The 16856-nt window shown below is 68.4% G+C and carries 16 protein-coding genes; 9 read left to right on the top strand and 7 right to left on the bottom strand.

What is annotated here, in order from left to right; all coding sequences use genetic code 11:
• Window positions 1-63: 63 nt before the first annotated feature.
• Window positions 64-738, bottom strand: coding sequence for a S1 family peptidase (locus tag DFR74_RS14565; protein ID WP_067502888.1), 675 nt, complete (start codon window positions 736-738; stop codon window positions 64-66).
• Between the two features lie 552 nt (window positions 739-1290).
• Here DFR74_RS14565 and DFR74_RS14560 point away from each other — a divergent pair.
• The 9 genes from DFR74_RS14560 to DFR74_RS14520 all read left to right on the top strand — a co-directional run bounded on the left by DFR74_RS14560 (window position 1291) and on the right by DFR74_RS14520 (window position 10798).
• Window positions 1291-2109: an MlaE family ABC transporter permease gene (locus DFR74_RS14560; protein WP_084537308.1), complete on the top strand. Its 819-nt coding sequence runs from the start codon at window positions 1291-1293 to the stop codon at window positions 2107-2109.
• Window positions 2110-2113: 4 nt separating this feature from the next.
• A complete protein-coding gene (locus tag DFR74_RS14555; RefSeq protein ID WP_067502895.1) occupies window positions 2114-2977 on the top strand; it encodes an ABC transporter permease in 864 nt (287 codons plus the stop codon).
• Window positions 2978-2983: 6 nt separating this feature from the next.
• Complete coding sequence (locus tag DFR74_RS14550) at window positions 2984-4474, top strand: MCE family protein (RefSeq protein ID WP_067502899.1); 1491 nt, start codon at window positions 2984-2986, stop codon at window positions 4472-4474.
• Window positions 4471-5514 (top strand): MCE family protein, encoded by a 1044-nt coding sequence (locus DFR74_RS14545; RefSeq protein ID WP_067502901.1) that lies wholly within the window; start codon window positions 4471-4473, stop codon window positions 5512-5514. Before DFR74_RS14550 ends, DFR74_RS14545 begins: the two co-directional genes overlap by 4 nt.
• Complete coding sequence (locus DFR74_RS14540) at window positions 5514-6509, top strand: MCE family protein (protein WP_067502904.1); 996 nt, start codon at window positions 5514-5516, stop codon at window positions 6507-6509. Before DFR74_RS14545 ends, DFR74_RS14540 begins: the two co-directional genes overlap by 1 nt.
• Complete coding sequence (locus tag DFR74_RS14535) at window positions 6506-7615, top strand: MCE family protein (RefSeq protein WP_067502908.1); 1110 nt, start codon at window positions 6506-6508, stop codon at window positions 7613-7615. Before DFR74_RS14540 ends, DFR74_RS14535 begins: the two co-directional genes overlap by 4 nt.
• An 8-nt stretch (window positions 7616-7623) precedes the next feature.
• Window positions 7624-8715, top strand: a complete 1092-nt coding sequence (locus DFR74_RS14530; protein ID WP_084537309.1) for an MlaD family protein — start codon at window positions 7624-7626, stop codon at window positions 8713-8715.
• A complete protein-coding gene (locus DFR74_RS14525) occupies window positions 8712-9878 on the top strand; it encodes an MlaD family protein (protein ID WP_067502915.1) in 1167 nt (388 codons plus the stop codon). The genes DFR74_RS14530 and DFR74_RS14525 overlap by 4 nt, the downstream gene beginning before the upstream one ends.
• Window positions 9879-10006: 128 nt before the next feature.
• Window positions 10007-10798: a hypothetical protein gene (locus DFR74_RS14520; RefSeq protein WP_067502919.1), complete on the top strand. Its 792-nt coding sequence runs from the start codon at window positions 10007-10009 to the stop codon at window positions 10796-10798.
• A gap of 91 nt (window positions 10799-10889) precedes the next feature.
• Here DFR74_RS14520 and DFR74_RS14515 read toward each other — a convergent pair whose 3' ends face one another.
• The 6 genes from DFR74_RS14515 to DFR74_RS14490 all read right to left on the bottom strand — a co-directional run bounded on the left by DFR74_RS14515 (window position 10890) and on the right by DFR74_RS14490 (window position 16737).
• Window positions 10890-11468 (bottom strand): ribonuclease H family protein, encoded by a 579-nt coding sequence (locus DFR74_RS14515; protein ID WP_067503344.1) that lies wholly within the window; start codon window positions 11466-11468, stop codon window positions 10890-10892.
• 10 nt (window positions 11469-11478) lie between these two features.
• Window positions 11479-11949 carry an SRPBCC family protein gene (locus DFR74_RS14510; RefSeq protein ID WP_067502923.1) on the bottom strand — a complete coding sequence of 157 codons (471 nt, stop codon included), beginning with the start codon at window positions 11947-11949 and terminating at the stop codon, window positions 11479-11481.
• 134 nt (window positions 11950-12083) lie between these two features.
• A complete protein-coding gene (gene lhgO, locus DFR74_RS14505) occupies window positions 12084-13262 on the bottom strand; it encodes an L-2-hydroxyglutarate oxidase (RefSeq protein ID WP_084537279.1) in 1179 nt (392 codons plus the stop codon).
• A 32-nt stretch (window positions 13263-13294) separates the two neighbouring features.
• The gene (locus tag DFR74_RS14500; RefSeq protein ID WP_147265834.1) at window positions 13295-14014 is read right to left on the bottom strand and encodes a hypothetical protein; all 720 of its coding nucleotides are present in this window, start codon (window positions 14012-14014) and stop codon (window positions 13295-13297) included.
• A 416-nt stretch (window positions 14015-14430) separates the two neighbouring features.
• Window positions 14431-15222, bottom strand: a complete 792-nt coding sequence (locus tag DFR74_RS14495) for a TIGR03084 family metal-binding protein (protein ID WP_067502934.1) — start codon at window positions 15220-15222, stop codon at window positions 14431-14433.
• A gap of 159 nt (window positions 15223-15381) precedes the next feature.
• Window positions 15382-16737, bottom strand: a complete 1356-nt coding sequence (locus DFR74_RS14490) for a hypothetical protein (RefSeq protein ID WP_067502937.1) — start codon at window positions 16735-16737, stop codon at window positions 15382-15384.
• Window positions 16738-16856: the final 119 nt, after the last annotated feature.

Here is a 16856-nt window from a genome sequence, read left to right as displayed (position 1 = left end):
AAGCTGGGGAAACAGAAACGGGGAGCGGTGCGCGAACACCGCTCCCCGGGAGGTTTCTCTCGATCAGATGGGCCGGAAGCCGGCGCCGACGCCGCCGCGCCCGTTCAGATCGTTCATGATGGCGTCCATATTGGTGCCGACCTCGGGGCCGAAGCAGGCGACGGCCAGGTAGGCGTTCACCATGCCGACCAAGGTGGTGCCCACCACGACCGGGGCGCCGGAGTCGCCCTCCACCACGCACATCTGCGTCCAGGTCTCGACGTTGGTGCGGAACACGTCGCCCCAGGTGACCCCGCAGGTGTTGCCGGTGGTGCGGCCTTCCTTGCAGACGATCATCGGGAACTGCGGCGGCGCGCCGATCCCCGTGATGGTCACGTTGCCGACCCGGTTGACCGGGATGATCGCGCCCGGCTGGAACTGGATCACCGCGTAGTCCAGATCGGGGTTGGAGTAGGCGAAGCGGCCGATCACGCCCGCCCCGCGGTCCACCTCGGCGAACACCTCGTTGCCCGGGTCGCCACAGTGTCCGGCCGTGAGTCCGACGAGTCTGCCCGCGTTGTCGTACCCGACCGCGGTGAGCGTGCACTCGAAGGTGTCGTTGATGATGATCCCGGAACCGCCGCCGATCGCGGGCGGCCCGGGAGCGGCGCTCACGGCGCCAGCGCCCGTCCCCAGCAGCGCCGCGCCGAGGGCGACGGCGCAGGCGGCACGGGCCGCCTTCGCGAGTTTGCTGAACATGTCCCTCCAGACGTCGGAAGCACGCACGATATCAATCTGTCGCACTCATCGTGTCAGTATTCGGTCTCGGGCGCGTCTCAGATCGCGGGACGCGCCGGGTGGTGGCCGCGGCGCGGATCGTGGTGTGCGGGCGGCCGAGGACACGCGCGGTTATAGCGATGTCCTATCGAATAGTTGATCGGCCGTCGCGCCCGGGATGTTTCAGTCGGCCGCGTTCGGATTGCGCGAAGCTATTCCGCGCCGCCGGTTTTGCCTGATTGGTATCCGGTTAATTTTCCGCGGGTGCTCGAGGCCGCCCAGGTGGGCGGGCTTCGCCTGTAACTTGTTCCAGACTTCGCGCGCGCAATTATGGGAGCGACGACAAATGTCCGGTGACCCTCTCGGGGCATTCGGAAGGTAGTGACTCTCATCTATGACTGCGATCACATGTCGGTGGTGTGTTCTGCACTACTCCGTAGTAAGGTGCGTCAAGCAAACAAGTCGCCGGGGTGAGCAACCGGCGTCGAGAGGGGTTAGCCAGTGTCGACCAAGAGTCCTCCCGCGGGATCACGGATAAGCGAAGCGGTCGATTGGACACGGTCTTACTGGGAAGACCATCCGAAGCGGTCGCTGGAGACGCTGGGACGGCAGATCACCATGGGGATCGCGGCCGTCGCCGAGCTGTTCATCGCGATCTTCCGGCGGCGATTCCCGTTCGGTGAGTTCGTCCGGCAGTGCGCGTTCATGGCCAATGTGGCCGCGGCGCCGACGCTGCTGGTCGCCGTGCCCATCGGCGTGATCGTCTCGATTCAGGTCGGCGCCGTCGCAGGCCAGGTCGGCGCGACCTCGTTCATCGGCGCCGCCAACGGCCTCGGCATCATCCAGCAGGGCGCACCGCTGGTCACCTCGATCATGATCGCGGGCGCGGTCGGTTCGGCCATCTGCGCCGACCTCGGCTCGCGCACCATCCGCGAGGAGATCGACGCCATGAAAGTGATGGGCGTCGACCCGATGCGCAGGCTGGTGGCCCCCCGCCTCGGCGCGGCCATGCTGGTCAGCGTTTTGCTGTGTGGGTTCGTCGTCTTCGTCGGCTTCCTGACCGGCTACATCTTCAATATCTTCGCCCAGGGCGGTACGCCGGGTTCCTACGTCGGGACCTTCTCGTCCTTCGCGGTCACCCTCGACCTGTTCGTGGCCCTGTTGAAGTCGCTGATCTTCGGCCTGCTCGCCGCGATCATCGCCTGCGACACCGGCCTCAACACCCGGGGTGGCCCCGGCGGCGTCGCGAACTCGGTGAACTCGGCGGTGGTCAGCTCCGCGCTCATGCTCTTCGGCGTGAACCTGATCATCACCCAGGTGTACACAGCCCTCTTCCCCCCACAGGTGGTCTGAGCCGGTGTCCTCAACTTATGTACCCCCGCTGCTTCGGCCGCTCCAGTCGCTCAGGCGCTCCGCGCAGGCGCCGGTCGACCTGCTCGCGCGCCTGGGCCACCAGGTCTTCTTCTTCCTGCGCTCGATCGGGTCCATTCCGCTCGCGCTCAAGCAGTACCCGAAGGAAGTGTGGCGGCTGCTCTCCGACGTCACCTGGGGCAACGGCAACCTCATCGTCGGTGGCGGCACCATCGGCGTCATCATCATCCTGAGCGCATTCGGCGGCATGACCGTCGGCATCCAGGGCTACACCTCGCTCAACCTGCTCGGCCTGAGCCCGATCACCGGCGCGATCTCCGCGTTCGCGACCACCCGTGAGCTCGGCCCGCTGCTGGCCTCACTGGCGTTCGCCGCCCAGGCGGGCTGCCGCTTCACCGCGCAGCTGGGCGCGATGCGCATCTCCGAGGAGATCGACGCGCTCGAGTCGGTGGCCATCCGCCCGCTGCCCTACCTGGTCAGCACCCGGATGTTCGCGGCGATCCTGGCGATCGTCCCGCTGTACTGCGTGGGCCTGGCCGTCGCCTACATCTCCTGCGCGCTCACCGTGCAGATGATCGGCGGCACCGCCAGCGGCACCTATTCGCACTACTTCTACCAATTCCTGATACCGACCGATGTGCTCTATTCCCTGCTCAAGGTCATCGTGTTCGTCGCGATCACCACGTTCATCCAGTGCTACTACGGGTTCTTCGCCTCGGGCGGCCCGGAGGGCGTGGGTGTCGCGGCCGGCCGGGCGATCAAGATGTGCATCATCCTGGTCGTTTTCGCGGACCTGTTCATGACGTTGGCGATCTGGGGCGTCAACCCCGGCATCCGGATCTCGGGGTAGGGACACATGATCATCGATCCCAGTGGGCGCGGACCCACCATGCGGCAGCTGCTGATCGCGGGCGCGTGCGGTCTGGTCGTCTTCGCGCTCGTGCTCGGCTTCCTGATGGCCCGCTACACCGGCTACTTCGTCCCGAAGGTGAACGTGGTCGCCGAGCTCGGCACCACCGGTGACGGCCTGCCCTCGGAAGCGGACGTGAAGTTCCGCGGCATCCTGGTCGGCGTCGTGGACGACGTCGACGTGGCCGACGGCGGCGCGCAGCAGCAGGTCAACATCGAGCTGAAGCCGGAGTACGCGGGCAGCATCCCGTCGAACGTCACGGCACGCGTGGTGCCCAGCAACCTGTTCGCCGTCACGTCCATCGAACTGGTCTTCAACGGCCCGGCCGACACCTACCTCGAGGAAGGCGCGGTCATCGAGGAGGACCGCAGCCAGGGCACCATCGCGCTGCAGGACACGCTGACCACGGTCCGCGACATCCTGGAGAAGATCGACCCGGTCCAGTTCGGCCGCGTGCTCGGCACGCTGTCGCAGGCGCTGGACGGCAGCGGCCGGATGCCCGGCTCCACCGTCGAGCGCCTTGACGAGTGGATCCTGGCCGTCGACCAGTCCATCCCGGACCTGGGCACGCTGCTCGACGACTTCGCCGGCTCGGCCCGCGCGCTCAATCAGTCCGCCCCCGAACTGCTCGACGTGCTCGGCAGCTCGGTGCAGACCGCGAGCACCATCGCCTCGCGGCGCGCGGAGCTGGTCGCGCTGATCACCGGCACCTCGGCCACCGCCGACCGGATCAACGCGCTGTTCGCCCGCAACCCCGATGTGGGAAAGCAGGTCACCGGCGGCACCGCCGACATGTTCGGCGCGCTGGCCGCCGACCCGTCCTCGATCACCCGGGCGCTGCTGAACCTGAGCGAGACCGTCGCGAAGCTGGACACCACGTTCCGCTGGGGTCCGCAGCAGCAGCAGATTTGGAACGCCGGCATCACGCTCACGCCGTACAAGCCGTACACCGTCGCCGACTGCCCGCGCTACGACGAGATGGCAGGTCCCAGCTGCGCCACCGCGCCCGCGGTGAACGAGCTGCCGCCGCTGCCGGAGAACCTGCGCCCCCGCGCGCTGGACTCGGCGGCCGGGCTGCCGCCCGTGGTGCCGATGCCGGGCCTGCCGCTCATCCCGGGCGTGACCATGCCCGATCCGGCCCGCATCGCCGCCGACGCGACGCAGGACCTGCCCAACCCGTTCCAGGGCACGCCGCTGGAGAGCGTGTTCCCGATGCTGCCCGGCCTCCCGGGTCTGTTCGCGCCGCCGCCGCCCGCGCCGGTCGCGCCCGCCGCCGACGGCGAGAACACGCCGTCCGCCGGGCCGATCGCCTACCACGGTGACGACGCGATCGCCGCGCTGCTCGGCCGCAAGCCGACCGCCGCGGAGTACCTGCTGCTGAGTCCGATCATGAAGGGCGCCACCATGGAAGTCTCCGAAAGCGGTGCAGGCCGATGAGCATTCGCAAACCGCTGATCGGATTCGGCATCTTCGCGATCGTGTCCATCCTGGTGACCGTGGTCGTCTGGAACACGCTGGCCAGGACGGTGACGGGTGCCACCAACACCTACACGGCCACGTTCACCGACGTGCTCGGCCTGCGCGAGGGCGACGACGTGCGCATGGCGGGTGTGCGAGTCGGCAAGGTGGAGAAGATCGAGCTGGGCCGCGACGAGGAGACCGCGGCCTCGGTCGCCAACGTCACCTTCATCGTGCAGCGTGATCAGACCATCTACGACGACACCAAGGCGCTGGTCCGCTACCAGAACCTGATCGGCCAGCGCTACGTCGCGCTGCAGCCCGGCGACGCCGACAGCCCGGCGCCGCTGGAGAACAAGGCGAAGATCCCGCTGGCGCGCACCGAACCGTCGTTCGACGTGTCCGGTCTCCTCAACGGATTCCAGCCACTGTTCCAGGTGCTTCAGCCCGAGCAGGTCAACCGGCTGTCGGAGACCTTCATCCAGGCGCTGCAGGGCGACAACGTCTCGCTGAGTTCGTTCATCGTGCAGGCCGCGCAGCTGGCCTCGGACTTCCAGCGCCGCGACGCCATCCTGTCCGACGTGATCGTCAACTTGTCCGGCGTGATGCAGGGGTTGGCCAAACGAGGTGATGAATTGGAGACACTGGTGACCCAGACCCGCGCCTTGATCGGCGGGCTCTACGAACAGGGCCAGTCGCTGCAGGCGTCCACGGTCCAGATCGCCGATGCCACGACCGCCCTGGTCGGCATGGTGGACCGCATCCAGCCCGGTCTGGAGGTGGCGCAGAACTCCACCAGCGCGGCGCTGTCGCTGCTGCTGGCCAACGGCGCCAAGCTCGACCAGGCTGCGATCGACCTGCCCAACGTGCTGTCCTCGGCGGGCAGGCACGTCTCGGAGGGCGCGTACGCCAACGCCTACCTCTGCGGGCTGGACGTCTCGCTCTACGGCGTCCTCTTCCCGCGCGGCCTGTTCTCGCAGATCGGCGGAACTTCGAACTCGGCGGTGTGCCGCCCATGATGGCCAAGCTGAGAAGTCGTTTCGAGAGCAACCGCAATTTCTGGCTCGGTGTGCTGGGCGCGGCGCTGATCCTGGTGCTGCTGCTCATCTCCGGCGTGTACACGATGCTCGGCGTCGGTGACCAGACCGTCAAAGCCGAGTTCGCGCAGGCGGCGGGCATCAAGGTCGGCGACAAGGTGAACGCGGCGGGCGTGCCGGTGGGTACCGTGTCGGGCGCCGAACTCGAGGACGGCCACGTGCTCATCACGATGAACGTGGACCGCGGCGTCGAGCTCGGACCCGACGCCCGCGCCTCCATCAAGATGGCGACGCTGCTCGGCGCGCGCTACGTCGATCTGATCCCCGGTGACGGTTCCGGTTTGGCCGGCGGGCGGATCCCGCTGTCCAACACCGCCGTCCCGTACAACCTGGCCGACGTGGTGCAGATCGGCACCCCGAAGTTCGAGGCGCTCGACACCGCGAAGCTGGCCGAGGCGCTCAACGTCATCAATGTCGAGATCGGCGGCTCGCCCGAGCTCACCGCCCAGGCGCTCGACAGCGTCGGCGCGCTGGCCAAGGTCATCGACCAGCGCCGCGGCGAGGTCGACCAGCTGCTCAAGGATCTGGACCGGGTCACCCAGATCCTGGGCGACAACCGCAACAGCGTGCTGCTGGTGATCACCCAGGGCGAGGCCATCGCCAACCGGGTGATGGAACGGCAGGGCCTGATCCGCCAGCTGCTGGACAATGTCGCGACCCTGACCAGGCAGCTGCAGGAGATCGGCGCCCAGAACGACAACCAGCTCGGCCCGACCATCCAGCAGCTCAACACCATGGCCGAGGGCCTGCAGAAGAACAAGGACAACCTGGACCGGATGCTGTCGCTGCTTCCGCCGACGGTGCGGTACCTGTCCAACGCCTACGGCGGCAGCGGACCCTACGGCTCGGTCGGCCTGCCGTGGCTGTTCCCGGACAACTGGTTGTGCTTCGCCCAAGTCATCGAGGGGTGCCAGTGACGAATTCCGTAACCGCCCGGATCCGTACCGTCGCGAAGGCGTGCGTCCTCGGCGCGGCCGCGCTCGCCGTGGGCAGCTGCTCGCTGCTGCCCTCCTCGGTGGAGAACGCGTTCGGCGGCGCCACGAAGATCACGGCCGATTTCGAGAACATCGCGGGTATCTACGAGGGCAATCCGATCACCGTGCTCGGCCTGCAGGTGGGCAAGGTCGACAAGATCGTGCCGAAGGGCACGCTGGTCGAGGTCCACATGACGGTCGACTCGGGCGTGAAGATCCCGCGGGAGGCGGAGGCGGCGATCATCTCGCCGTCCATCGTCACCGACCGGCACATCGAACTCACCCCGGTCTACACCGAGGGCGAGACGATGCCCAGCGGCACGCATCTGCCCAAGGCGCGCACCAGGACTCCCGTCGAGCTGGACACGATGATCAAGACCATCGACCAGTTCTCGGCGGCGCTGGCGCCGTCGGAGGAATTCGAGGGCATCGGCCCGCTGTCGGGCCGGGTGCTGTACCCGATGCTCGACGGCAACGGCGAGAAGCTGCGCGACACCCTCAATGCGTTGTCGGGCGCGCTGAAGGTCGGCGTGGACAACAAGGACGCCATCTCGAACATCATCATCAAGCTCAACGAGCTCACCACGATGCTGGCCGAGAACGACCAGTCGGTGCGCGATTTCAGCAACCGGATGACCCAGCTCTCCGGCCTGCTGGCCGAGCAGGCGCCGGGTCTGCAGGCCACCCTGGACCAGCTCAACGACTTCCTCGCCAACACCAGCGGCACCCTCGGCCAGTACGAGGGCGAGCTGGCGAGCACGCTGGCCGGTCTCACCAACGTCACCAGTCAGCTGCGCGACCACGCGGCCGGGCTCACCGAGGTGGCCGATGTGGCGCCGCTGCTGATGCAGAACATCGACCGGATGATGAACCGCGAAGGCCGGTACGTGCGCCTGCACGCGCTCATCGGCACCGCGCTCAACGGCGAGCTGGTGAGCCTGTTCTGCGAGCGCATCCAGATGCGCGCCGACGGCTGCCGCACCGGGAACATGCAGGACTTCGGCCCCGACTACGGGCTCACCGCCGCACTGCTCGGACTGACGAAATGACGGACCGCATGACGATCAAGGCACGCAGGGCGCTGGTGGCCACCGCCGCGGTGGCCGGGCTCGCCCTCACCTCCGGATGTGGCTTCACCGTGGAGGATCTGCCGCTGCCCAAGCCGGGGCAGTCGGGTGAGACGTACACGTTGCACGCCGTCTTCGACAACGCGCTGAACCTGCCCGACCAGGCCAAGGTGAAGATCGGCGGCTCCGATGTCGGTGTGGTCACCGACATCAGGACCGAGAACTTCCAGGCCATCGTCGATATGAGCATCAGCACCAGCATCGAGTTGCCCCGAGGCAGCACGGCCGAACTGCGCCAGGCCACTCCCCTCGGCGACGTGTTCATCGCGCTGTCCAAACCGCAGCAGCCGACCGACGCGTCGATTCTGGAGAACGGCGACACCCTCACCATCGACGAGACCTCGGCGGGCGCCACCGTCGAGCAGTTGCTCATCTCGGTGTCGATGCTGTTCAACGGCGGCGGTATCGCCTCGCTGACCCAGCTCACCTCCGAGCTGGACTCGATCGTGGGCGGTCGCGGCGAACAGGTCGGGCACCTGCTCTCCCAGATGACCGGGGTGATCGGCAGCCTCAACGACAATTCCGCCCGGGTCGACAGCGTGCTCTCGCAGTTCGGCACGCTGGCCGACACGCTGGAGTCGCGCCGCGGCGAACTCGGCCAGGTGGCCGACACGCTGCCGCAGATGATCGGCGCGATCGCCGAGAACAACCGGGCCATCGGCGATCTGCTGACCAGACTGTCCACCACCAGCGCGGCGCTGGGCGACTACGCCAACACCTCGACCGAGGATCTGGCCGCGCTGCTGGAGAACACCCATCAGCTGATGAATGCCATCGCCCAGACCGGTGATCAGTTCGGCGTGCTGCTGGACCGCCTGCACACGATCCGCCCGAAGGTCGACGCCACCTTCCGCGGCCGCAGCTTCGCGGTCTTCGCGACGGCGACCCACCTGGATCTGAGCGCGCTGACCGATCCGCGGCACGGCAGGCTCCAGAACCTGGAAGACCTTCAGGACATGGCGGGCAGCCTCATTCAGGTGCTGCAACTCGTGCAGCAGCGAGTGGAAGGCGGCCACCGATGAGCATCCTGCGCAACAAGTTGGTGCTGTCGGGGATCGGCCTGGTGCTCATCCTGATCCTGGGCGCGTCCTACCTGCTGGTCAGCGTGATGCGGGTGAATCCGCTGCGCTCGACCTACACGGTGACGGTGAACCTGGACCGGTCCGGCGGTTTGCAGCCGGGCAACGACGTGACGTTGCGCGGCTACCGCGTCGGCAAGGTCACCGCGATCGAGCTGGTCGACCGCGGCCAGTCCATCGCGGCCAAGGCCGAGATCGACAGCACCTACCGGATCCCGGTCCAGACCGCGGTCGCGGTGCAGGCGCTGTCGGCCGCCGGTGAGCAGTACATGGACTTCCGTCCCGGCACCGAGGACGGGCCCTACCTGTCCGACGGCGCGGTGATCGAGTTCGACCCCGAGGTCGTCAAGACGCCGACGCCGGTGTGGTCGGTGCTGGACAACACCAGCGCCCTGTTCGACCAGGTGGACCCGGACAAGTTCGCCGTCATCCTGGACGAGCTGGACATCGCGCTCAGCGGCGGCCCGGATCAGCTGCGCGGCCTGGTCAACGGCATCAGCCTGGCCACGGCCGGCCTGCATTCGCTGCTGCCGCAGACGACCAGCCTGATCACGAACCTGCAGACCATCACCAACACCACGTCCATGGCCCAGCCGGATCTGGCCACCCTGACCAGCAACTCCGGTGTGTTGTTCGAGCAGTTCAACGCCGCCAACGCCGAGCTGCAGAGCGTGCTCGACGCGGCGCCGGGCCAGCTGGCCAGCCTGGGCGCGGTGCTCGACACCACCAGCGATCCGATCACCAGCCTGGCCACCAACTTCGTGGTGATCACCCGGGCCGCGCAGCTGCGCTTGCCCGCGCTGCGGGCGCTGTTCCCCTCGCTGGCCGTGGGCGCCGAGGCGCTCGGCGTACCGGCGCACGACAACGAGTTCCACGCCGTGATCGACATCTGGCCGCGGCCCTACTGCACCTTCGAGACCCCGATGATCCGCAACGAGGTCGTGCAGGACGGCACGCTGCCGCGCTGGAACTACTGCGTGAATCCGCCTCCGGGACAGTTGATCCGCGGCGCGGCGAACGCTCCGCGCCCGGATGTGCCGAACAACGGCGCGCAGATGCCGCCGGGTGTGGACCCCAACGAGCGGACCCTTCCGCCGGTTCGGTGAGCGCACCCGGGCCGAGGTGGTTCACCTCGGCCCGGCATACTCGCCCACGGAACATGTGACGGCCCGCACGCCCGGGCCGGACAGCCGATTCGGCGCGCTCGCGCGCCGGGAAAGTGCAGGATTTATCGATGTCCACCGACGACGCCGACGCCAAGAAGGACGCCGAAGCCACCGAGAAGATCGAACTCGACAAGGCGCCCGCCGCGGCCGAGGCGAAGACCGACGAGGCCGCGAAGACCGGGGGCGAGTCGGCGAAGTCCGGCGACGACTCGAAGAAGAAGACCGGGCAGCCCGCCGCGGCGCCCGCGCCGAGCGCGAACGAGGGCAGGTCGAACCTGCTGCCGGTGATCGCGGCGTTCGTGGCCGGAATCCTGCTCGTAGCGGCCGTGACCGCCGTCGTGGCGTTCTATATGCAGGCCCAGCAGAAGAAGGACGAGCTGGCGGCGGTGCGCGAGGCCACGGCTGCCGGCTGCGCGTTCGGTCGCACCGTGTCGGAGTACGACTACGCGAACAACCTGCAGGCCTACTTCGACAAGGTCAAGAACGATTCCACCGGCGAGTTCCTGCAGGAGTTCGGTGACGCCACCACCGCGCTGGCCGACGCCATGAACCAGGCCCAGGTCAAGTCCTGGGTCGACGACGTGCAGTGCGGCTACCAGTCCGGCGACACGTCGGAGGCGAAGGTGCTGGTCACCCTGACGCAGTTCCGCACCAACTTCAGCCAGCCGCAGCCGGACCGGCAGTTCGTGGTGATCATCGCGGACATGCGCCACGAGAACGGCCGCTGGAAGGTCGCGAAGCTGGATTCGCCGATGCTGCGCGGGATGGGCACGGGCCTGCCGGGTGCGCCGGCCGAGACCCCGGCGCCGGGCGAGCAGCCCGCGCCGACCGAGCAGCCGCAGCAGCAGCCCGGTAACTGACGTTCGTTCCGAAAGACCTCCGGCGGTGGGCCCAGTCCCACCGCCGGAGGTCTCTTCTTCGGGCGGTCCTACCTGCGCTCGCGCGCGGCGCTCAGAACAAGGTCAGGCTCTGAGACGCCGACGCGACCGCCTTCCCCGAGGCCCGCGGCCCGGTGGCTGTGGATGGCGCGGTGGTCGCCGCCGCTTCGGGTGCGGCCTCGGCGACGGGTTCGGTGGTCTCGACGCCGCCCACCGCGCCCGCGGCGGCCTTGCGCGCGGCCTCGCCGGCCAGCGCGTCGGCCTGTTCGTTGAAGTAGTTGCCCACGTGCCCGCGCACCCAGCGGAAGCGGACGGGGCCGGGGCGGCTCGCGATGGCGTGGTCGATCTGCTTGATGAGCTCGACGTTCTTCACCGCGCCGCCCGAGGACGTACGCCAGCCGTTGATCCGCCAGCCCGCGATCCACTCCGACGCGCATTTGATGGCGTAGAGCGAATCGCTTTCGATGAGTAGGGGTTCGGGGCCGGGGTGGTCGAGCACGGCCTCGAGGATCGCGCGCAGCTCGGCGATCTGGTTCGTCCCCGCCGCGGCGCCGCCGCTGCGGGCGCCACCGCCTTGGTGGTCGACCCAGGCCCAGCCGATGGCGCCGCCGGGATTGCGCAGGCAGGATCCGTCGGTGCTCACGATGATCATGGCACGCACCTTACGCAATCCGACCGACAAGATCGGTTCCGTGGAATTCCTCTATCTCCCTTCGCAATTGAGCCTCGGTGCGACGTAGCGCCGAGCGCACGGCGGCGTCGACCGCGCCGGCGCACAGGCGGCCGAGCACGCCGCGCGGGGCGGCGTAATCCGCCTCGGAGGTCAGGACCGAACGGCCGTAGCCCAGCGGGTCGAAGCGCAGTGTCAGGGTTCCCGACAACCGCCCACGCAGCGTATACCCGATCACCACGTTGCGGCGGTACTCGGTGATCTCGCAAGCGATTTCGGGATGCCACAGTGCCAGGCGCGGCGTCGCGGCGAAGGTCGCGCCGAGTCCGCGGTCCAGATCCCCGGCCGGTTCGAAGGCCGCGACGCCGAACATCCAGTCGGGCACGAAGAGGTGGTTGTCCGTGTAGGTGAACGCCACCTCGACGGGCGCGCCGACGTCACTCGCGTACTTGATGTGGCCCATCGGCCCTCCCTGCTCCACGGCTGCGACAAAAGTACTACAGCTCTCCTCTTTATTCGAGGGGTTGGCAGGATTTCGGATACGGCGATTGCCAGATCGCGACCGGGCGGTTGCTTGGTGGTGTCTGCGAGGTCCGGTCAGATCCGGTCGACGAGGTACTCCGCGATCGGCACGGCCGAGGTCGCCGCCGGGGAGGGCGCGTTGAGCACGTGCACCGAGCGCGGGGTGCGCTCGATGAGGAAGTCGTGCACCAGCGTGCCGTCGCGCAGCACCGCCTGCGCCCGGATGCCCGCCGGTTGCGGCAGCAGGTCCGCCGCGGTCAGCTCCGGGCAGTATTTGCGGCACTCGGCCAGGTAGCCGCGCTTGAACAGCGAATTGCGCAGTTCCCGCACGCCGGTGCGCAGGTGGGTGCGCGCGACCCGGTGCAGACCGGGGAAGCCCAGCGCGTCCCGTGCGTCGCGCAGGTCGACGCTGCCCTTGCGGTAGCCCTCGCGGGACAGGCCGAGCACCGCGTTGGGGCCCACGGTCAGATCACCGTCGATGGTCGGGCTCAGGTGCACGCCGAGGAACGGCAGGCTCGGATCCGGCACCGGATAGATGAGTGTGCGCACCAGTCCGGCGCGGGCGCGCGGCAGGCGGTAGTACTCGCCGCGGAACGGCACGATCCGGAAGTCGATGTCCAGCCCGGCCAGGCGTGCCATCCGGTCGGCCTGGAGTCCGGCGCACACCACCAGGGTGCGCGCGGTCCAGGAACCCGCCGGTCCCGACACGGTGACCGACGCGTCGGACTCGTCGATCGCGGTGATCTCCGCGCCGAGCACGATCTCCCCGCCGTCCTCGCGTACCCGCGCAGCCAGTGCCGCCGTCACCTTCCGATAGTCGATGATGCCGGTTCCGGGGACGAACAGCGCGCCGACGCCGGTGACGCGCGGTTCGCGGCGCGCCAGCTCGGCGGCGTCGAGCAGTTCCACCGCCACCCCGTTGGTGACCGACCGCTCGTGCAGCGCCAGCATCCGCACGTACTCACCGGAGTCGGTAGCTACCAACAGCTTTCCGCATACTTGAAACGGAATCCCTTGCGCGGCAGCGAATTCCTTCGTCCACGCGGCGCCGCGGCGGCACAGCTCGGCCTTGAGACTGCCCGGCTCGTAATAGATTCCGGAGTGGATCACACCGCTGTTGTGACCGGTCTGGTGTTCGGCGAGGCCGGCGGCCTTCTCGATCAGCACCACACGCGCACCTGGGTGCCGTTCGAGCAGCCGTCGCGCCGTCGCCACGCCGACGATGCCGCCGCCGATCACGCAGTAGTCGTACACGACGCCGACCCTACTGCCCGGCGCGGGCGGACTCAGAGGGTGACGGTGCCCGCGTCGGGTGCGGTGGCCTGCGATTGTGCGTCGGCCTGCGGCTGCGCGGCGGACGGGTCCGTCGCGTGCGCGGGCACGTCGGCCGGGGCGGGCTTGCGCTGCAACTGCACCTCGTGTTCGCCGAGGTTGGCGTCGGACAGCACGAAGGTGATCTCGCCGCTGCGGGTGTCGAGTTCGGTGCGGACCTGGGTGATCCCGGCCGGGTCGATGTGCACGCCGAGGCGCTCCTGCACGGGTTCGGAGAGCAGGATGTCGGTGAGTGCCGAGAAAGCGTTGGTGTCGACGGTGAACGCCACGGTGTTCGTATGCACCGGGGCGACGCGCGCGCCGACATAGGTGGTGCCGAGGCCGAACCGGCCGCCCACACCTGCGGGACGCGACGGCTCGACCACCGAATCCGTCTGCGGTACAGCGACTTCCGGCGTCGCCGGGTACACGGCGGCCTGGTAGACGGCGGGCGAACGGTCACCGTTGGCGACCAGCACGGGCGAGCCCGCGCGCGGGCCGGGATTCGGCGCGAAGTTGTCCAGAACCGGTCCGGGAGACTGCGGCGGCGCCGCGACATGGGTACCGGAACCCGCGGTGCTCGCCATCTGATTGACCACGTAGGCACCGGCGGCGACCGTGAGACTGAGACTGGCCGCTCCGGCGAACACCACCGCGCCGAGGCGCACGACCTGAGCCGGGTTGTGTGCTGTCACGATGCGTTCCTTCCTCCGCGTAGCTGCCTGCACGGCGACGGCCCGCACCGATGGAAGCCGTACGCTTGTCCAGTTTAGGTCGCGGCCCCGGAACGCGCCCCCTCGCTGGGAGCAGGATCACATTCCACCGGCCGGTGGATGTTTCCGCGCGCTGACGAACGGGTAAAACGCATGTAGCTGGCGAGCGTCATTCTCGACTGCCACCATGAGACACCCGGCCAACGGCGTCCGGCCGTCGACACGAACGGCGCACCCAAGTGTGGCGCTCGCCCGCTCCCGAAGCTACCGAATCGGGTCGGGTGAACCCGGCCGGGCGTCTCGTCCGGCCGGGTGCTCGCTGTTCGGGGCGGGTATTCGTTGCTCTGGCCGGGTGCTGAACATTCAGGTGTCGCTCACCTTCAGGCCGCGCCCAATATTCAGGCGAATTGGCCCGCGGTGCGTCCGGCGCCCGTCGGCCCGGCGAACGCCTGGGCGATGCTCAACCACTCCGCCGCGTCGGCGCCCACCACGTCCAGCGCCAGGTCGTCAGGGTGCCTGCGCTGCGTGACGAGCAGGCAGAAGTCCAGCGCCGGCCCGCTCACCCGCTGCGCCGCGTCCTCCGGCCCCCAGGTCCACACGCTGCCGTCGGGCGCGGTGAGCTCCACCCGGAACTCCTCGGCGGGCGGCGTCTTCCCGCGCACCGAATACGCGAAGTTCCTGGTCCGCACGCCGATGTGGGCCACGTTCCGCAGCCGGTGGGTGGGCTCGCGCCGCATGCCGAGCGCGTCGGCGACGTCCTGCCCGTGCGCCCAGTTCTCCATGATGCGGGCGGTGATCATCGAGGCCGGGCTCATCGGCGGGCCGAACCAGGGCAGCTTGACGCCCGCGGGCACCGCGCGCAGCGTCTCGATGAGCCGCGCGCGCCCGGCGCGCCAGCGTTCCAGGAGGTCGGCGGGCGGGATGGCGGCCATCTCCTCGGCCGCCTCGTCGACGAAGGTCAGGGCCTTGGGGGCGGCCTCGGCGACCAGCACGCCGAATTTCTCCGCATCCGAGGCGGCGATCGCCGACACCTCGTCGGTCCAGGTCAGATGGGCGATCTGGTGCGCGATGGTCCAGCCGGGCGCCGGTGTGGACCGGGCCCACTGGGCCGCGGGCAGCGGCGCGACGAGCCGTTCCAGGTCCGCGCACTCGCCCGCGAAATCGGCGAGCAACGTCTCGAGGTCAGCCATCAGAATCCCTTGCCGATCACGGCACACCCCCGTGTGTGCCAGGTGTGACCCAGGATCGCAGCGCCGTAGAAAAAATGCAAGCGTGCGTGCTTTTTTAAGGGATTCGAACCCTCTCGAACGAGAGGGTGAATGCCTACCCCCGAACCCGAACGCCCCCTCTCACCACCCGAACAACACCAAATGCAGCGCCCCCACCACCAACCCCAGCACCGCCCCGTGCAGATACAACAACCACGCGTCCTGCTCCACCGACGCGTAGAACATCTCCATGAACTCGCCGGGACTCAGCTCCTGCAGCTTGCGCGCCGCGAACTCGTCGATCTTCTTCGCCTGCTCGCGCGCGAACTCCTCGTCCTGCACCATGCTCGGCGCCAGGCTCACCGCCACACCCGCCGCGCCGACGGTCAGGTTGTCGAACTGCCGTTTGCCGAAGGCCGCGCGCACCATCGAGTGGGTCGGCCCGAGCTGGCGGTGGATCTCCTCGGCGATGAGCCGTTCGATGAGCTGACGGGTCTTGTCGCCGTTGGGGCCCTCCAGCAGTTCGGCCGACAGGTTCGGCAGCGTGAGGACCTGGTAGGCCAGCAGGTGCGCGAGATCGGTCGCGGCCTGCGGCTGGCGCTTGGCCAGCAGGGCCTGGCGCCACAGGTACTTGTAGCGCGGCTGCGGATCGCCCGGCTCGAACACCATCTTCACCGCGATCACGTTCACGATCACGCCGATCGCCGCCGAGGCCAGCAGCACGATCACCCAGGCGGGCACCCAGCCCAGCACCGGGATGTCGTTGTGCACGTGCAGGTAGAGCGCGAGCAGCAGGCCGAACGGCGCGCCGAGCAGGCCGATGCGCACCATGAACTTCAGTTCCGGCTCGGCGATGGTGGTGGTGAGGTCCTTGAGGATGTTCGGGTTGTCCCGCAGGTAGCGGATGACGAAGCTCTTCACGTCGATGAGCTGGTCGATATTGTCGCCGAGGGATTCGAACGCGCGCCGGCACAGCGAGGGCAGCTGCCGCTCCACCCGCTGGTAGATCACCTGGCGCATCTGGCGCGGCATGCTGCGCCACAGGTCCGGGTTCTCCCGGTGCATCATCTCGTCCACGACCTGCTGTACCTGCGGGCGCGCCAGTTCGGCGATGTAGTCGGCGATGACGTCGAGGTCCAGCTCGTGGATGAAGTCCTTCGGGTTGCCGATCCGCATGAGCGCTTTGTCGACGCAGATGCTGGCCATCTTCTCCGCGCGCGCCGGGATGAAGCCCTGGAAGCCGAGTTGGCGCCCGTCACCGGAGAACGTGGGCAGCACCTGCACGCGGCGCGGCAGATACGGGTACAGGATGGACAGCCCCGGCACGCGGAAGCCGCGGAACTGTACCGGCCAGAACAGCATCAGCACGCCGGTCCAGTTGGTGAGCCAGCCTGCGGCCGCCGCGAAGATCGGGAAGCTGATCAGTTCGACGGTGAATTTCGACAGCCCTGTCAGCTCCTCCCAGTCGATGAACACTCCGGAGGCGAGTGTGGTCATCCTGGGGTCCCCCTAGTGCCGTGGGTGCGGAGCGCGTGTCGGAGCACCCCACATTCTCATTGCGCTCGCGAGGGTGTCAACGCCGCGGCCGCACCGTCACAGACGGTGCGGAATCGCGA

This window comes from Nocardia puris (genome assembly GCF_003315035.1).
Classification (GTDB): domain Bacteria; phylum Actinomycetota; class Actinomycetes; order Mycobacteriales; family Mycobacteriaceae; genus Nocardia; species Nocardia puris.
The sequence above is the reverse complement of the archived record's forward strand: the minus strand, read 5'-3'. Positions and strand labels throughout refer to the sequence as shown.